We start from the raw sequence: 16,312 nt of genomic DNA, 5'->3' as shown, positions 1-16,312 counted from the left end.
GGAGGGACGGCCATGGTGCGTCCGCGTTCACCTGTGAACTAGACTGCGCATGGATAATCATCTGTGAATCAAATTCATTGCCATGGCACGTACCGACATCAACCGATCCGGCGAACTGGAAGTGTTCGTGCGGGTCATCGAGACCGGCGGCTTTTCCGCTGCCGCCCGCAGCCTGGAGATGACGCCGTCGGCGGTCAGCAAGCTGGTTGCGCGCCTGGAGCAACGGCTGGGTACGCGCCTGCTGCAGCGTTCTACCCGCCAGCTGCAGCTGACCCCGGAGGGCTGTGCGTTCTATGAGCGTGGCCTGCGCGTGCTGGCTGATCTGGAAGAGGCCGAACGCTGCGCCAGCGCCCACGCCGAGCCGCGCGGGCGGCTGCGGGTGAATGCCAACGTGCCGTTCGGCCAGCACTTCCTGCTGCCGCTGCTGCCGGAATTCCTGCAGCGGCACCCGCAGGTGGGGGTGGACCTGACCCTGACCGACGAGGTGATCGATCTGCTGGAGCAGCGCACCGACGTGGCGGTGCGGGCCGGCCCGTTGAAGAGTTCCAGCCTGGTCGCACGCCGGCTGGGGGCGACGCGGATGATGATCGTGGCGGCACCGGCCTATGCGGCACGACATGGATTGCCGGGCAATGTCGACGCGCTGCTGGCGCACAACCGGCTGGATATCGGCCACGCACGGTCGGTGCAGGGCTGGCCGCTGTTGCAGGACGGGCAGGAGCAGCGGGTACTGCCCAGCGGAAATGCGCGCGCCAGCAATGGCGATGCGCTGCGTCAGCTGGTGCTGGGCGGGCTGGGCATGGCCCGGCTGGCGGCGTTCCAGGTGCAGGCCGACCTCGCGGCAGGGCGGTTGTTGCCGGTACTGGAGGACGCCAACCCGGGCGACCTGGAAGAGGTGCACGCCGTGTTCCTGGGGCAGGGCGGCTACCTGCCGCTGCGGGTGCGTGCGTTCCTCGATTTCCTGGTGGAAACGGTGGATCTGGCGCGACCGCTGGGGTGACATGCGCCGCGCTGCCGCGCGGAAGCCGAGCATGGGCTCGGCTCTACACGTCGGTTCCGTTCGAGATTCCTGTAGAGCCGAGCCCACGCTCGGCGCCACCAGCCTCAGGCCTGCAACAGCTTGCGCGCGGCGGCGCGGGCTTCCTTGCTCACTTCCACGCCACCCAGCATGCGCGCCAGCTCTTCCTCGCGCGCCTTGGTGTCCAGCTTCTCCACCGAGCTCTGGGTCATGCCTTCCACCGGTGCCTTGCTGACCCGGTAATGCGCGTGGCCCTTGGAGGCAACCTGCGGCAGGTGGGTCACGCACAGCACCTGACGCTTTTCGCCGAGGGCGCGCAGCTTCTGGCCGACGATGTCAGCCACCGCGCCACCGATGCCGGAGTCGACTTCGTCGAACACCATGGTCGGTACCGCGTCCAGGTCGAGCGCGGCCACCTCGATGGCCAGCGAAATGCGTGACAGCTCGCCGCCGGAAGCGACCTTGCGCAGCGCACGCGGCGGCTGGCCGGCATTGGCCGCCACCAGGAACTCGACGCGCTCGGCACCCTGTGGGTCCGGCTTGCCGTTGTCCTGCGGCTCCAGCTCGATCAGGAACTGGCCGCCGCCCATGCCCAGCTCGGCGATGATGCCGGTGGTGGTGGCCGACAGCTCGGCAGCAGCGGTGCGGCGGCTGGTGGTCAGCACCGCGGCCTCGACACGCCAGGCCGCTGCGGCCTTTTCAATCTCGCCGGCCAGGCGCTGCAGGCGTTCGTCGGCGCCGCGCAGCTGCTCCACTTCGGCATGCATGCGTTCGCGCTGCGCACCCAGCTCATCCATCGGCACGCGGTGCTTGCGTGCCAGATCGTGCAGGCGGCCCAGACGCCGCTCGTTCTCCTCGAACTGGTCCGGATCGGCATCCAGGTCGTCATGTACCCGGTCGAGCAGGGCCAGGGCTTCGTGCAGCTGGATGGAGGCGCTGTCGATCAAGGCATCGACGTCGCCCAGGCGCGGGTCATGTTCGGCCACCCGCGCCAGTTCATGCCGCACCTGCTGCAGCAGATCGAGCGCCGAGTGGCCTTCGTCACCGTTGAGCTGGTCCGTAGCTGTCTGGCAGGCGCTCAACAGGGCGCTGGCATGGGCCTGGCGGCGATGGCTGGCGCCAAGCGCGGTGATCGACTCCGGTTCCAGATCCTCACGGTCCATTTCGCGCAGCTGGTGTTCGAGGAAGCCGATGCGGTCACTCACATCGCCCTGTTGCGACAGTGCCAAGGATTCATCGACCAGCGCCTGCCAGGTGGCGGCAGCGCGGCGTACCTGGCGGCGTTCGCTTTCGTTGCGGGCATAGGCGTCCAGCAGGGCCAACTGCGACGGGCGCGTCAGCAGGGCCTGCTGCTCGTGCTGGCCATGGATCTCCACCAGCAGGCCGGCCAGGTCGGCCAGCTGTGCCAGCGTGACCGGACGGCCGTTGATCCACGAACGTGAGCCGCCGTCGGCGCGGATCACGCGGCGCAGCTGGCATTGGTCTTCATCGTCCAGCTCGTTGCTGGCCAGCCACTGGCGGGCGGCCTGCAGCTGGTCCAGCGCGAACTCGGCCGACAGTTCGGCCCTGGCGGCGCCATGGCGCACCACGCCGCTGTCGGCGCGCAGGCCGGACAGGAAGCCCAGGGCGTCGACCATCAGCGACTTGCCCGCGCCGGTCTCGCCTGAAACCACGGTCATGCCCGGCCCGAACTCCAGTTCGGTGGCGCGGACGACGGCGAAATCCTTGATTGAAAGATGTCTGAGCATGGGTAAGGGGGTGTCTGCAGCCGCGCAACGCTAGCACGCGCGGCGGGGTCGTCCAATGACTTGCCAAGGGGATGCGTCGCCATTATCTAATGTCCCTGTCTCACAGGTTGATTCCATGCACGGTTCTCCCGACCAACTTGCCCCACGCGCGCGGCACCTGCTGCGCACGCTGATCGCGCGCTACATCCAGGACGGCGAACCCGTGGGCTCGCAGACGTTGGCGCGCGTGGCCGGCCTGGAGGTCAGTCCCGCCACCATCCGCAACATCCTCGGTGACCTGGAAGATCTTGGGTTGCTGGCGTCGCCGCATACCTCGGCGGGCCGGATTCCGACCGCGCATGGCTATCGGGTGTTCGTCGACAGCCTGCTGCAGATGCAGCCGCCGGGCGAAGGTGAGCTGGCCCGGCTGCGTCAGGAGCTGGCCGGAGGCGGCAGTACCCAGGCCCTGCTCGGCAGTGCCTCGGAGCTGCTGTCGGCGATGAGTCATTTTGTTGGCGTGGTCAGCGCGCCGCGGCGTGAGCAGTTCGCCTTCCGCCAGATCGATTTCGTGGCGCTGGACGGGCGCCGGGTGCTGGCGATCCTGGTGTTTGCCGACAATGAGGTGCAGAACCGGGTGATCGAGACCCGCCAGGACTTCGCACCGGGGCAGCTGGAGCAGGTGGCCAATTACCTCAATGCCCACTTCGCCGGACTGCCCCTGGCCGAGATCCGTACCCGCCTGCTTCTGGAGCTGCGCGACGCGCGGTCCGAGCTGGAACAGGTGCTGGCGCACAGCATCGAGCTGGCCGAGCAGGCCCTGCAGCCGCCGGCCGACGACATGCTGGTGGCCGGCCAGACCCGTCTGATGGGGGTGCAGGACCTGTCCGACCTGGAGCGCCTGCGCGAACTGTTCGAGCTGTTTTCCAGCAAGCGCGAGATCCTGCAGCTGCTGGAGCGGACCATCCAGGCCCCGGGCGTGCGCATCTTCATCGGCGAAGAAACCGGCGTGGTGCCCCTGCAGGGCGTCTCGCTGGTCACCGCGCCATACACCGCCAATGGCCAGGTACTGGGTGTGCTGGGCGTGATCGGGCCGAAACGGATGGCCTACGACCGCATGATCCCGCTGGTGCAGGCCACCGCCGATGTGCTCGGTGCGGCCTTTTCGCCCGGCGGGCGAAGTCCAGGTGCATCGGACGCTTGAAACGCAGCATCCCGCCCACACTAGGGTGGGTGGAGGCGGAGAGTGACCGCCAGGGACCCAGACATGAATCAAGATCAGCCAGACATCGCCGCCCAGCAGGCCGCCGCCGACGCAGCTGCCGCCGAGGGCGTCAACGAACAGATCGAACAGCTCCGTGCCGAAGTGGAGCAGGTCAAGGCCGAAGCGCTGCGTGAGCGCGCCGACCTCGACAACCAGCGCAAGCGCGTGGCCCGCGATATCGAGCAGGCCCGCAAGTTCGCCAACGAAAAGCTGCTGGGCGAGCTGCTGCCGGTATTCGACAGCCTCGATGCCGGCCTCAAGGCCGCCGGCGACGATGCCCATCCGCTGCGTGAAGGTCTGGAAATGACCTACAAGCAGCTGCTGAAGGTTGCCGCCGACAACGGCCTGGTCCTGCTGGACCCGACCGGCCAGCCGTTCAACCCGGAACACCACCAGGCGATCAGCCAGGTCGCCGCCCCCGGCGCCGCCCCGGGCAGCGTGGTGACCGTGTTCCAGAAGGGTTACCTGCTCAACGAGCGCCTGCTGCGGCCGGCGCTGGTGGTGGTTGCCGCCGATTGACCCCGCGCGCCGGGCCAGGCCTGGCGCGGGTGTCCTCGCCCCGGACGGGGCATCGGCACGACCGACGCTGAACGTGTTGGGCGAGCGGAAACACAGCGTTCGAGGGGTGGCTTGAATGTTCCACGAGCCTCCCCCACATCCCATTCATCCACCGGCCGAACGGCCGGACTGACAAAAACAACATCCTTCAAGGAGTCCCCCATGGGCAAGATCATTGGTATCGACCTCGGCACCACCAACTCGTGCGTGGCGATCATGGACGGCGGCAAGGCCCGCGTCATCGAAAATTCGGAAGGCGATCGCACCACCCCGTCGATCGTCGCCTACACCAAGGACGGCGAAGTCCTGGTCGGTGCCTCGGCCAAGCGCCAGGCCGTGACCAACCCGAAGAACACCTTCTACGCGGTGAAGCGCCTGATCGGCCGCAAGTTCACCGACGCCGAAGTGCAGAAGGACATCGCGCACGTCCCGTACGGCATCCTGGCCCATGACAATGGCGATGCCTGGGTGTCCACCAGCGATGCCAAGAAGATGGCGCCGCAGGAAATCTCGGCCAAGGTGCTGGAGAAGATGAAGAAGACCGCCGAGGACTTCCTTGGTGAGAAGGTCACCGAAGCGGTCATCACCGTGCCGGCCTACTTCAACGACAGCCAGCGCCAGGCGACCAAGGACGCCGGCCGCATCGCTGGTCTGGACGTCAAGCGCATCATCAACGAGCCGACTGCGGCCGCGCTGGCCTATGGCCTGGACAAGGGCGACAACAAGGATCGCAAGATCGTTGTGTACGACCTGGGCGGCGGCACCTTCGACGTTTCGGTGATCGAGATCGCCAACGTCGACGGCGAGAAGCAGTTCGAGGTGCTGGCCACCAACGGCGACACCTTCCTGGGTGGCGAAGACTTCGACAACCGCGTCATCGAGTACCTGGTTGAAGAGTTCAACAAGGACCAGGGCATCGACCTGCGCAAGGATCCGCTGGCCCTGCAGCGCCTGAAGGATGCTGCCGAGCGCGCCAAGATCGAGCTGTCCAGCGCCCAGCAGACCGAAGTGAACCTGCCGTACGTCACCGCTGACGCGTCGGGTCCGAAGCACCTGAACATCAAGCTGACCCGCGCCAAGCTGGAGTCGCTGGTGGAAGAGCTGATCAAGAAGTCGATCGAGCCGTGCCGCGTTGCGTTGAATGACGCCGGCCTGCGTTCGAGCGACATCAGCGAAGTGATCCTGGTCGGTGGCCAGACCCGCATGCCGAAGGTGCAGCAGGCGGTCACCGAGTTCTTCGGCAAGGAGCCGCGCAAGGACGTCAACCCGGACGAAGCCGTGGCACTGGGTGCTGCGATCCAGGGTGGCGTGCTCGGCGGCGACGTCAAGGACGTGCTGCTGCTGGACGTGACCCCGCTGTCGCTGGGCATCGAAACCATGGGCGGTGTGTTCACCAAGATCATCGAGAAGAACACCACCATCCCGACCAAGGCCTCGCAGGTGTTCTCCACCGCCGAGGACAACCAGTCGGCCGTGACCGTGCACGTGCTGCAGGGTGAGCGCGAACAGGCCCGCTTCAACAAGTCGCTGGCCAAGTTCGACCTGTCCGGCATCGAGCCGGCCCCGCGTGGCCTGCCGCAGGTGGAAGTGTCCTTCGACATCGACGCCAACGGCATCCTGCACGTGTCGGCCAAGGACAAGAAGACCAACAAGGAACAGAAGGTCGAGATCAAGGCCGGTTCGGGCCTGTCCGAGGAAGAGATCGCACGCATGGTCGCCGACGCGGAAGCCAACCGCGAAGAAGACAAGAAGTTCCAGGAGCTGGTGCAGGCCCGCAACCAGGCCGACGCCCTGATCCACGGCACCCGCAGCGCGATCACCGAGCACGGCAGCAAGGTCGGCGGCGAAGTGATCGGCAAGGTCGAAGCGGCCCTGGCCGATCTGGAAACCGCGATGAAGGGTGACGACAAGGCACAGATCGAAGCCAAGTCGAAGGCGCTGGAAGAAGCTGGCCAGTCGCTGTTCGCTGCGGCTTCGGCCGACCAGGGCGGTGCAGCCCCGGGTGCCGACGCCGGCAATGCGGGCAAGGCACAGGATGACGTGGTGGACGCCGAGTTCACCGAAGTCAAGGACGACAAGAAGTCCTGATCCGGACCGACGCGGGACGCTGCTTGCCAGCGTCCCGTTGTCGTATCAGGGTCCTGACCGCCCTCTGGCGTGTCGGGGCGCCCGACGCAAGAGCGGACCTGGTTCCGCTCTTCCGCTTTGACGAATCCCGACTTTCCGGAATGCGATCCACGATATGAGCAAGCGCGATTACTACGAAGTGCTGGGCGTTGCCCGCACCGCCACCGACGAAGAACTGAAGAAGTCCTATCGTCGTTGCGCGATGAAATTCCACCCGGACCGCAACCCGGGTGATGCGGCGGCCGAAGCCTCCTTCAAGGAGTGCAAGGAAGCCTACGAAGTACTGTCCGACGGCAACAAGCGCCGCATGTACGACAGCCATGGCCACGCCGCGTTCGAACACGGCATGGGCGGTGGCGGTGGTGGTCCGGGCGGCCCGGACATGAACGACATCTTTGGTGACATCTTCGGCAACATCTTTGGTGGTGCCGGCAGCGGCGGTCCGCGCCAGGCGCGTCGCGGCGCCGACATCGGTTACGTGATGGAGCTGGACCTGGAAGAAGCGGTGCGTGGCGTCGAACGCCGCATCGAGATTCCGACCCTGGCCGAATGCGGCGACTGCGATGGCAGCGGCTCGGAAGACGGCAAGGTCGAGACCTGCAATGTCTGTCATGGCCGCGGCCAGGTGCGCATCCAGCGTGGCATCTTCGCCATGCAGCAGGCCTGCCACAACTGCGGCGGCCGTGGCCAGATCATCGCCAAGCCCTGCAAGACCTGCCACGGCAACGGCCGTGTCGAGGAAGACAAGGTGCTGTCGGTGAAGGTGCCGGCAGGCGTGGATACCGGCGACCGCATCCGCCTGGCGGGTGAGGGCGAGGCTGGCCCTGCGGGGACGCCGCCGGGCGATCTGTACGTGGAAGTGCGCGTGCGTGAGCACCACATCTTCCAGCGCGACGGCGACGACCTGCACTGCGAAGTGCCGATCCGCATTTCGCAGGCCGCGCTGGGTGACACCGTGCGCGTGGCCACCCTCGGTGGCGAAGCGGAAATCCGAATCCCGGCCGAGACCCAGACCGGCAAGCTGTTCCGCCTGCGCGGCAAGGGTGTTCGTTCGGTGCGCAGCCGCAGCGAAGGCGACCTGTACTGCCGCGTGGTGGTGGAGACGCCGGTCAACCTCACCAGCGACCAGCGCAAGCTGCTGGAGCAGTTCGAGGCCACCTTCAACGGCGAGGATGCGCGCAAGCATTCGCCGAAGTCGGCCACCTTCATCGATGGGGTGAAGGGCTTCTGGGATCGGATGACGTCCTGAGCCTTCGACGGACATGTTGAACGACAGCGCCGGGCTCTGCCCGGCGTTTTCGTTTGCGTTGCAGTAGATCCACGCCATGCGTGGATGCCGTTCAACGGCTCAACGGAAAAAGGCGGCCGGCGTCTGACCCAGCTGGCGCTTGAACATGCTGGTGAACGCACTCGGGCTTTCATAGCCCATCGCCAGCGCCACATCGATCACCTTCTCGCCGCGGGCCAGCCGTTCCATCGCGGCCAACAGGCGTGCCTGCTGCCGCCATTGGCCGAAGGTCATGCCCAGTTCGCTGGCGAAGTGGCGCTGGATGGTTTTCACGTCGATCGCCAGCGCCTGCGCCCAGTCCTGCAGAGTAGCCTCGTCGCCGGGATGCTTCTGGATGTGCTGGCAGATCCTGTGCAGGCGCGGGTCGACGGGCTCGGGCAGGTGCAACGGCAGTACGTCCATGCGGTGCAGCTCGTCGAGCATCAGTCGCACTACGCGGCCATCGCGGCTGTCCTCTTCATGCGGTCCGTCGATCAGGCTGGCCGCCTGCAGCAGTTCGCGCAGCAGAGGTGCCACCTGCACGGCGAACGCCTCTGCCGGCAGGTGCGGGGCGAATGCCGGTTCGATGTACAGGCTGCGCATGTGCACGTCGGCGATGCAGTCCACCGCATGTGCCATGCCCGCCGGCATCCAGATGGCGCGAGTGGAGGGCACCACCCAGCGACCGACCTCCGATCGCACCACCATCAGCCCGGACATGGAATAGACCAGCTGGTGTCGACGGTGCTTGTGTGCCGAGACATGGGTGCCGGCGCGGTAGTCGCGTGCGCGGCAGGTTACCGGACGATGTACCGGCACGTCGTTCCACGGCGCGGTTTCGCGGATGGGGCAGGGGGTGTCCTTTTTGCGATAGGCCATGACCAGAACGCGGCAGAAGGGAGCGGATGGCCACCGTAGCATGCACGGCTCGCCCCCATCCTGACCGTGCGCAATGTCGACTCTGGCTTCTCCCGCCGTATCCGCCCGCCCCGTATCGCCAGGAGTGCTGGCGGCGATCTCCAGCTCGCACATGGTCAACGACATGATGCAGTCGCTGATCCTGGCCATCTATCCGGTGATCAAGGGCGGCTTCAACCTCAGCTTTACCCAGATCGGCCTGATCACGCTGACCTACCAGCTCACCGCCTCGATCTTCCAGCCGCTGGTCGGGCTTGCAACCGACCGCCGGCCGGCGCCGTACTCCCTGCCGATCGGCATGGCCTCGACCTTGTGCGGCATGCTGCTGCTTGGCTTTGCGCCCAATTACGCGATGGTGCTGCTGGCCGCCGCACTGGTCGGCATCGGTTCGGCCATCTTCCATCCGGAAGCCTCGCGCATCGCGCGCCTGGCCTCCGGCGGCCGTCATGGCCTGGCGCAGTCGGTGTTCCAGGTAGGGGGCAATTTCGGTACGGCACTGGGGCCGCTGATCGCCGCAGCGGTGATCGTGCCCTACGGCCAGCATTCCGCATCGTGGTTCGCTGGTGCAGCGTTGATCGGCATTGCCCTGCTGACCTACGTCGGCCGCTGGTACTCGCTGCATCTGGGTGCTCCCCGCCCAGCAACGCATGGCGTGATCGCCGCGCGCCATCCACCGCGCACGATCGCCCGGGTGCTGGCCATCCTGCTGGTGCTGATCTTCAGCAAGTACTTTTACATGGCCAGCATCGGCAGCTATTTCACCTTCTACCTGATGCATCATTTCGGCATTCCGGTGGCGCAGGCGCAGCTGCATCTGTTCGCCTTCCTGGTGGCGTCCGCAGCGGGCGGCTTCTTTGGTGGGCCGCTGGGTGATCGTATTGGCCGCAAGCCGATCATCTGGGCCTCGATCCTGGGCGTGGCACCGTTCGCGCTGATGCTGCCGCATGCCGATCTGCTGTGGACCACGATTCTGGCGGTGCTGATCGGCTTCGTGCTGTCTTCCGCGTTCTCGGCCATCGTGGTCTACGCGCAGGAAATGATGCCGCACCGGATCGGCATGGTGTCCGGTCTGTTCTTCGGCTTCGCCTTCGGCATGGGCGGCCTCGGTGCAGCAGTGCTCGGTCTGTTGGCTGACAAGACCAGCATCGAATTCGTCTACCAGCTCACCGCGTTCCTGCCGCTGCTGGGCATCGTGGCGGCATGGCTGCCGCCGTCCAGGCCTGCTGCACACTGAGGGTGTTCTTCTGCAGGGCTGCGCCCTGCACCCGCCGAGGCAACGGCAACGGCAACGGCAACGGCCGAAGCAAAAGCTGGTTTCCTATGAGTTGGCGGGGTGGGTCCGGTTGCGGGGGACGCCGTGAATACGTCCCTGTAGGCTCGGTCGCGCCATCCATGGCGCTCACGCCCCCGCAACCGGACCCACCCCGCCCTCGACAATTGCCCGCTGCTGTTGGTGGGTGTCGACCTTGGTCGACACGTAGATCCACGCTATGCGTGGATGCTCTTCGATTCAGATTTGAGATATTCGATTTCGACAGAGATTCATCCACGCATGGCGTGGATCTACTGCTCGCGGGGAACTGTCGAAGGCGGGGCACTGTGGGTTTGCGGGGTGTGAGCCGCATGGATGCGGCGACCAAGCCTCCATGGACGGATTCACGGCGTCCCCGCAAACCCACAGTGCCCCGCCATCCCCCGGAGTGCCGCTGTTGCTGTTGCTGTTTAGGTTGCCGGCCAGCGGCCGGCACTACCGCTTCGGCGGGTGCAGGGCGCAGCCCTGCCGAAAACCCCCTTGGGCGTAGAATGCGGGCATGAGCGAATCCCTCGACAACCACCTGGTCCACGGCCGCCGCCAGCGGCCCGACGGCCCTTCGCCGATCGATGTCATTTCGGTCCAATCACAACTGGTCTACGGCCATGCCGGCAACAGCGCCGCGCTGCCGCCGATGCGCGCGCTTGGCGTGCGTGTGGCCTCGATCCCGACCACGCTGCTGAGCAATGCGCCGTTCTACGAGACCACCCGTGGCCGTGTGCTGCCCAGCGACTGGTTTGCCGACCTGCTGCTCGGTACGCGCGAACGTGGTCTCCCGCAGCGGGCGAAGATGCTGGTGTCCGGCTACTTCGGCAGCGCCGCCAATGGTGCCGCGTTTGCCGATTGGCTGGACGAGATCCTGCCCGCATGCCCGCAGCTGCGCTACTGCCTGGACCCGGTGATCGGCGATACCCACACCGGTCCCTACGTGGAGCCAGGCCTGGAGGCGATCTTCGCTGAACGCCTGCTGCCGCATGCCTGGCTGGTCACCCCCAATGCCTTCGAACTCGGTCGCCTGACCGGCATGCCCGCGCTGGCCGAAGCCGATGCCATTGCTGCCTCGCGCGCGCTGCTGGCGCGCGGCCCGCAGTGGGTGCTGGCCCACAGCGTCGGCGGCAATCCGGGCGAGCTGGTGACGCTGGCTGTGGGTCGCGAGGAAACCTGGCGCTGGACCTCGCCGCTGCTGCCGGTCGACGTGGCCGGTACCGGCGATGTGCTGATGTCGCTGATGGTGTCCTTCCTGCTGCGCGGTGAGCCGATGCAGATGGCCATCTCGCGCGCCATTGCCGGCACCCATGCGGCGTTGGAGGCGACTCTGGCCCATGGTTTCGAGGAGTTCGACGTGATCGCGGCCGCACCGGCGGCGTTGGCCGACGGGATGCGCTTCCGCGCTGAACGGCTGGCATGAGCGGGCTGCACGAACGCACGCCGCGCACGGTCGGCATCGTCGGCAGTGCCGGCGCCTATGGGCGCTGGCTGACCCGGTTCTTCGAACAGCATATGCAGGTTCAGGTGATCGGCCACGATCCGGCCGATCCGGATTCGCATGCGCCGGAGCAGCTGCTCGAACAGGCCGATGTGCTGGTGTTCTCCGCACCGATCCGGCACACGCCCGCGTTGATTGCCGAATACGCGCGCCTGTCGGCTGGCCGCGAACAGGAACGCTTGTGGCTGGATGTGACCTCGGTGAAGGAAGCGCCAGTGCAGGCGATGCTGGCCTCGCGCGCCGAGGTGGTGGGCCTGCATCCGATGACGGCGCCGCCCAAGGCGCCGACTCTGAAAGGCCGGGTGATGGTTGTCTGCGAGGCGCGTCTGCAGCACTGGCGGCCCTGGGTGGACGCGCTGTGCCTGGCACTGCAGGCAGAGTGTGTGCGGGCCACGCCGCAGCACCATGACCAGATGATGGCGCTGGTGCAGGCGATGGTGCATGCGACCCATCTGGCCCAGGCGGGTGTGCTGCGCGAGTACCAGCCGCAGTTGGGCACGCTGGCAGCAATGTTGCCGTATCGATCAGCTTCGTTCGAACTGGATACGGCGATCATCTCGCGCATCCTGTCGTTGAATCCGGCGATCTACGAAGACATCCAGTTCGGCAATCCCTATGTGGCGCCGATGCTGCAACGCCTGATCGGCCAGCTGCAGACGCTGCAGGCGCAGGTCGGGCAGGGCGACGATGCCGCGCGCGGCGCATTCCGCGAACACCTGCTTGGGGCCAACCGGAGTGCCTTCGGTGATCAGGCGCTGGCTGCGGGAAATTACACCTTCGAGCGCGTCGGCTATCTGCTGGCCGACCTGACCGAGCGCAACGCACTGTCGGTGCATCTGCCTGAAGACCGCGCGGGGTCGTTGCGCGAACTGCTCAACGTGTTCGAGCAGCATGGCATCAGCCTGGCCTCGATCCATTCCTCGCGCACGCCCGCCGGCGAGGTGCATTTCCGCATCGGTTTCGTGGCAGGCAGCGAACCAAGGGCTATTGCGGCGGCCGCCGCCGAGGTGGATGCCAGCGGGATCGGCCGGGTGCTTGCATAGAACATTCATCCACAGGGCGTGTGGATGGCTTCTGCGCAAACATGTGGATAACCGGCTGCAGGCATTGGCGGGCAAGGCTGTCAAGATGGTTGGTCAAAAAATGACCAACCTTTTTTTGACGGAGCCAACGGCTGAGGCGAGCTGGGCTCGGCGCTACAGCGGACCGCTAGATCGACAGCCTGACCTCACCACCGCTGGTGGTGAATTCGCGGCCGTTGCGCACCAGCTGGCGGCCGTCGTCGAGTTCATAACGCGGCGTCGTCTCGGAGCCATGCCCGCTGCCGCTGGCTTCGGGCTTGAACTCGATGATGATGTGGCTTTCACCATTGCTGTCGACAGCAGGGAACTGACGGAACGACATGTTCGACCTCCTTCAGTGGTTCATCGCTACGACGTCAGAGTGAGCCGGCCGGTGTTAGCCGGCCGTCATCAATCGATGAACTGCAGGCGTGCAAGCTCGGCATACAGGCCGCCTTCAGCCAGCAGCTCCGCATGCGTGCCCTCGGCCACGATGCGACCGTGGTCCATCACCACGATGCGGTCGGCCTTCAGCACGGTCGCCAGCCGGTGGGCGATGACCACCGTGGTGCGTCCGGCCATCAATCGTTCCAGTGCCTGCTGCACGCCGTGCTCGCTCTGCGCGTCCAGCGCGCTGGTGGCTTCGTCGAGCAGCAGGATCGGTGCGTCCTTCAGCAAGGCACGGGCGATCGCCACGCGCTGCTGCTGGCCACCGGACAGGCGGGCACCGCGCTCGCCCAGTTCGCTGTCGTAACCCTGCGGCAGTGCACGCAGGAAGGCGTCGGCCTCGGCGGCACGGGCTGCCTCTTCCACTTCGGCGTCGCTGGCCTCCAGCCGGCCATAGCGGATGTTGTCGCGTGCGCTGGCGGCGAACAACGTCGGCTGCTGCGGCACCAGCGCAAGCTGTGCGCGAAGCGCGGCCGGATCGACGTCGCGCACATCGATGCCGTCCACGCAGATGCGCCCGGCGGCCGGATCGTGGAAGCGCAGCAGCATCGACAGCACCGTGCTCTTGCCGGCGCCTGAGGGGCCAACCAGGGCGACGGTTTCACCCGGTCGCACGTGCAGGTTGAAATGGTCCAGTGCGGCCTGGTCCGGTCGCTGCGGGTAGTTGAACACCACGTCGTCGAAGTGGATTTCGCCACGCAGTGGCTGCGGCAGCGCACGCGGCGTGGCCGGCGCACGGATCTCGATGTCTTCCTGCAGCAGCTCGCCGATGCGGCCCATGCCGCCGGACGCGCGCTGCAGTTCATTCCATACTTCGGCCAACGCACCGACCGAACCGCCGCCGATCAGTGCGTACAGCACGAACTGACCCAGCGTGCCGGCGCTGAGGCGCCCGTCGATGACGTCGTGCGCGCCCAGCCACAACACGCCGACAATCGCGCCGAACACCAGCAGGATGGCGCTGGCGGTGACCAGCGACTGCGCGCCGATGCGCCGGCGTGCGGCGCGGATCGCATCGCCCAGCGCATGGTCGAAACGGCCGCGTTCATAAGGTTCGCGCGCATGCGCCTGCACCGTGCGCACCGCGCCCAGCGTTTCGCTGGCCAGGCTGTTGGCATCGGCGATACGATCCTGGCTGCTGCGGGCGACAACGCGCAGTTTGCGCGCGCCGATGATGATCGGCAGCACCGCCAGCGGAATGCCGAGCAGCGACCAGGCGGCCAGCCGTGGGCTGGTGACGAACAGCATCGCCAGGCTGCCGACCACGGTGACGCTGCTGCGCAGCGCCACGGACATGGTCGAGCCGACCACGCTGCGCAGCAGTTCGCTGTCGGCAGTCAGGCGCGACACCAGTTCGCCGCTGCGGCTGCGGTCGTGGAAGCCAGCGCCGAGCTGGATCAGGTGCGCGTAGAGGCGGCTGCGCAGATCCGCCACGACCTTCTCGCCGAGCAACGAAACAAAGTAGAAACGCGCGGCCGTCGCCAGCGCCAGCACCACAGCCACCAGCATCAGCAGCGCAAAGGCACGGTTGATCTGGCCGCCGCTGCTGAAGCCGTGGTCGATCATCTGCTTCACGGCCGGCGGCAGGCTCAGGGTCGCCGCCGAAGAAACGGCCAGGGCCAGCAGCCAGGCGCTGAACAAGCCGCTGTGGCGGCGCACGAACGGCCACAGCGTACGCAGGCTGCCCAGTCGGCGCAGCGGCGGGGTGGCCGGGTCGGAGGCCGGTGCGTCCTTGTCAGTCATCGAGGAGGTCATCTTGGATACGGATACGATCACGGGTGGCGTCGCGCAGGCGGATTTTCAATGCGTCGACCTGGTCGGCGGGCAATTCCACCCGCAATCTCACGCCATTGGCATCGAATTGTTCATCGCGCTTTTCGGCGGCATGGGCGGGCAGGGCCGCGTGCAGTGCGCCCAGATCCTCGAATCCGGCCAGCAGCTGCAGCCGCGCCATCGCGACCAGCGGCAGGCGTGGCGCGGTGCGCAGGCATTCGGCAGCGGCGCCGCCGTACGCGCGGACCAGGCCACCGGCGCCCAGCTTGATGCCGCCGAACCAACGGGTGACCACCACCATCACCCGGTCGAATCCCTGGCCATCAATGGCGGCCAGGATCGGCCGGCCAGCGGTGCCGGCCGGTTCGCCATCGTCGCTGGAGCGATAGTCCTGGCCGTGCCGGTAGGCCCAGCAGTTGTGGGTCGCATCGGCCACGGCCACCTCCTGCAGAAAGGCCAGCGCAGCAGACGCACCCTCGATCGGCGCGGCATGCGCGATGAAGCGGCTGTGCTTGACGTCGAGGGTGTAGCTGACCGGTTGGGCGAGGGTATCGGGCATTCCCTTCATTCTACGGGCTTGCCGCCGACGTGCCTCAGTCGTCCAGCAATGGCCGCACATCCTTTGGCAGTCGCGCCTCGGGATAGGTCTGCAGGTAGCGCTCCAGGCTCGCCCGGGCCAGGTCACGCTGGCCGGCGTCGCGACGCTCGCGGATCTTCTGCAGCCATTGCCGGCGGGGCAGCCCGGCGTCGGCCTGCACTTCGGCCTGCACGGCCTCCGCGCTGAGGCCGGCATCGCTGGCGCGGCGCATGACACCGGGTGCGGTTCTGCCGGCCGCGTCCTGCTTGGACGCAGTGAGCGCGATGCGGTCTTCGGCCGTGGCCTGTGCGGAGGACATTGTTTCCGCCGTCGCCGCAGTGGCCTTGCGCGCCCTCATCGCGGCGGCAGGAGCCGCAGGCGCGGCGGCCGGCGCAGGCGCCGAATAAGCTTCGGGTGCGGGCGGCGCTGCCGCAGGCATCGCAGGCGCGGCAAAGACTGTGTCGGCGGTGGGCGCAGGTGGCGGTGCTGGCGCCATCATCGGGGCAGGCAACTGCCGCGGTGTCACGGGCGCAGGTTTCGGCACGTCTGCGATGGCCGGTGCCGGAGCAGGTGCTGCCTCAGCGGCCGCAGGTGCTGCTGTCGGTGCAGGTGCCGGTTCGGTGGCTGCGACATCGGCGGCCGCGCTGTCGTAGGACATGCCTTCGGCGTTCGCATCGGCGGCCATTTCCTGTGCAGCCGGCGCGGTGGCAACCGCCTCCGCAGGGGCCGACGGCGGCTCTGGACGCATCTGCCAGGCGATGCCCACGGCGAACACCGTCG

The 16,312-nt window shown here is 66.9% G+C and carries 14 protein-coding genes; 8 read left to right on the top strand and 6 right to left on the bottom strand.

Translation table 11 applies throughout. The features are described from left to right. The first annotated feature begins 82 nt into the window (after positions 1 to 82). On the top strand, positions 83 to 1,000 hold the full coding sequence (locus AC27VL_RS16455) for a LysR family transcriptional regulator (protein ID WP_191078074.1): 918 nt from the start codon (positions 83 to 85) through the stop codon (positions 998 to 1,000). Between the two features lie 104 nt (positions 1,001 to 1,104). On the opposite strand, the gene recN is transcribed toward AC27VL_RS16455, so the two are convergent. Next, entirely contained in the window at positions 1,105 to 2,766 is a 1,662-nt protein-coding gene (gene recN / locus AC27VL_RS16450) for a DNA repair protein RecN (RefSeq protein WP_100552278.1), read from the bottom strand. A gap of 115 nt (positions 2,767 to 2,881) precedes the next feature. On the opposite strand from recN, the gene hrcA reads away from it, so the two are divergent. The 4 genes from hrcA (at position 2,882) to dnaJ (ending at position 7,940) form a co-directional block, all read left to right on the top strand. Further along, positions 2,882 to 3,946 (top strand): heat-inducible transcriptional repressor HrcA, encoded by a 1,065-nt coding sequence (gene hrcA, locus AC27VL_RS16445; protein ID WP_089240450.1) that lies wholly within the window; start codon positions 2,882 to 2,884, stop codon positions 3,944 to 3,946. A gap of 63 nt (positions 3,947 to 4,009) precedes the next feature. Continuing rightward, positions 4,010 to 4,525, top strand: coding sequence for a nucleotide exchange factor GrpE (gene grpE, locus AC27VL_RS16440; protein WP_089240452.1), 516 nt, complete (start codon positions 4,010 to 4,012; stop codon positions 4,523 to 4,525). 201 nt (positions 4,526 to 4,726) lie between these two features. After that, positions 4,727 to 6,652: a molecular chaperone DnaK gene (gene dnaK, locus AC27VL_RS16435; protein WP_100552280.1), complete on the top strand. Its 1,926-nt coding sequence runs from the start codon at positions 4,727 to 4,729 to the stop codon at positions 6,650 to 6,652. A 154-nt stretch (positions 6,653 to 6,806) separates the two neighbouring features. Continuing rightward, positions 6,807 to 7,940: a molecular chaperone DnaJ gene (gene dnaJ / locus AC27VL_RS16430; RefSeq protein ID WP_488767417.1), complete on the top strand. Its 1,134-nt coding sequence runs from the start codon at positions 6,807 to 6,809 to the stop codon at positions 7,938 to 7,940. Positions 7,941 to 8,039: 99 nt separating this feature from the next. Here the strand turns inward: dnaJ and AC27VL_RS16425 are convergent, their stop codons facing one another. Continuing rightward, positions 8,040 to 8,837: an AraC family transcriptional regulator gene (locus tag AC27VL_RS16425; RefSeq protein ID WP_100552282.1), complete on the bottom strand. Its 798-nt coding sequence runs from the start codon at positions 8,835 to 8,837 to the stop codon at positions 8,040 to 8,042. 73 nt (positions 8,838 to 8,910) lie between these two features. Here AC27VL_RS16425 and AC27VL_RS16420 point away from each other — a divergent pair, with 73 nt between their 5' ends. From AC27VL_RS16420 to AC27VL_RS16410, 3 genes are all read left to right on the top strand, one after another. Then, on the top strand, positions 8,911 to 10,110 hold the full coding sequence (locus AC27VL_RS16420; RefSeq protein ID WP_100552283.1) for an MFS transporter: 1,200 nt from the start codon (positions 8,911 to 8,913) through the stop codon (positions 10,108 to 10,110). Positions 10,111 to 10,687: 577 nt separating this feature from the next. After that, on the top strand, positions 10,688 to 11,596 hold the full coding sequence (gene pdxY / locus AC27VL_RS16415; RefSeq protein ID WP_099820190.1) for a pyridoxal kinase: 909 nt from the start codon (positions 10,688 to 10,690) through the stop codon (positions 11,594 to 11,596). Then, positions 11,593 to 12,717, top strand: a complete 1,125-nt coding sequence (locus AC27VL_RS16410) for a prephenate dehydrogenase (protein WP_100552284.1) — start codon at positions 11,593 to 11,595, stop codon at positions 12,715 to 12,717. Before pdxY ends, AC27VL_RS16410 begins: the two co-directional genes overlap by 4 nt. A 166-nt stretch (positions 12,718 to 12,883) precedes the next feature. Here the strand turns inward: AC27VL_RS16410 and AC27VL_RS16405 are convergent, their stop codons facing one another. The 4 genes from AC27VL_RS16405 to AC27VL_RS16390 form a co-directional block, all read right to left on the bottom strand. Beyond that, positions 12,884 to 13,078: a hypothetical protein gene (locus AC27VL_RS16405; protein WP_088101408.1), complete on the bottom strand. Its 195-nt coding sequence runs from the start codon at positions 13,076 to 13,078 to the stop codon at positions 12,884 to 12,886. Between the two features lie 68 nt (positions 13,079 to 13,146). Continuing rightward, entirely contained in the window at positions 13,147 to 14,925 is a 1,779-nt protein-coding gene (locus tag AC27VL_RS16400; protein ID WP_346579471.1) for an ABC transporter transmembrane domain-containing protein, read from the bottom strand. Then, a complete protein-coding gene (locus AC27VL_RS16395) occupies positions 14,918 to 15,514 on the bottom strand; it encodes an IMPACT family protein (RefSeq protein ID WP_346559364.1) in 597 nt (198 codons plus the stop codon). The genes AC27VL_RS16400 and AC27VL_RS16395 overlap by 8 nt, the downstream gene beginning before the upstream one ends. A 34-nt stretch (positions 15,515 to 15,548) precedes the next feature. Continuing rightward, a partial coding sequence (locus AC27VL_RS16390) for a hypothetical protein (RefSeq protein ID WP_488767413.1) occupies positions 15,549 to 16,312 on the bottom strand: 764 nt, incomplete at its 5' end.

The organism is Stenotrophomonas sp. 14P6.2.3 (assembly GCF_057799055.1).
The sequence above is the reverse complement of the archived record's forward strand: the minus strand, read 5'-3'. Positions and strand labels throughout refer to the sequence as shown.

Excerpts from the sequence above, each read along its gene's own strand:
- dnaJ (WP_488767417.1), top strand. The coding sequence starts at position 6,807 with ATGAGCAAGCGCGATTACTACGAAGTGCTGGGCGTTGCCCGCACCGCC.
- AC27VL_RS16395 (WP_346559364.1), bottom strand. The coding sequence starts at position 15,514 with ATGCCCGATACCCTCGCCCAACCGGTCAGCTACACCCTCGACGTCAAG.
- AC27VL_RS16425 (WP_100552282.1), bottom strand. The coding sequence starts at position 8,837 with ATGGCCTATCGCAAAAAGGACACCCCCTGCCCCATCCGCGAAACCGCG.
- dnaK (WP_100552280.1), top strand. The coding sequence starts at position 4,727 with ATGGGCAAGATCATTGGTATCGACCTCGGCACCACCAACTCGTGCGTG.
- pdxY (WP_099820190.1), top strand. The coding sequence starts at position 10,688 with ATGAGCGAATCCCTCGACAACCACCTGGTCCACGGCCGCCGCCAGCGG.
- AC27VL_RS16400 (WP_346579471.1), bottom strand. The coding sequence starts at position 14,925 with ATGACTGACAAGGACGCACCGGCCTCCGACCCGGCCACCCCGCCGCTG.
- grpE (WP_089240452.1), top strand. The coding sequence starts at position 4,010 with ATGAATCAAGATCAGCCAGACATCGCCGCCCAGCAGGCCGCCGCCGAC.
- AC27VL_RS16455 (WP_191078074.1), top strand. The coding sequence starts at position 83 with ATGGCACGTACCGACATCAACCGATCCGGCGAACTGGAAGTGTTCGTG.
- recN (WP_100552278.1), bottom strand. The coding sequence starts at position 2,766 with ATGCTCAGACATCTTTCAATCAAGGATTTCGCCGTCGTCCGCGCCACC.
- AC27VL_RS16420 (WP_100552283.1), top strand. The coding sequence starts at position 8,911 with ATGTCGACTCTGGCTTCTCCCGCCGTATCCGCCCGCCCCGTATCGCCA.
- AC27VL_RS16410 (WP_100552284.1), top strand. The coding sequence starts at position 11,593 with ATGAGCGGGCTGCACGAACGCACGCCGCGCACGGTCGGCATCGTCGGC.
- hrcA (WP_089240450.1), top strand. The coding sequence starts at position 2,882 with ATGCACGGTTCTCCCGACCAACTTGCCCCACGCGCGCGGCACCTGCTG.
- AC27VL_RS16405 (WP_088101408.1), bottom strand. The coding sequence starts at position 13,078 with ATGTCGTTCCGTCAGTTCCCTGCTGTCGACAGCAATGGTGAAAGCCAC.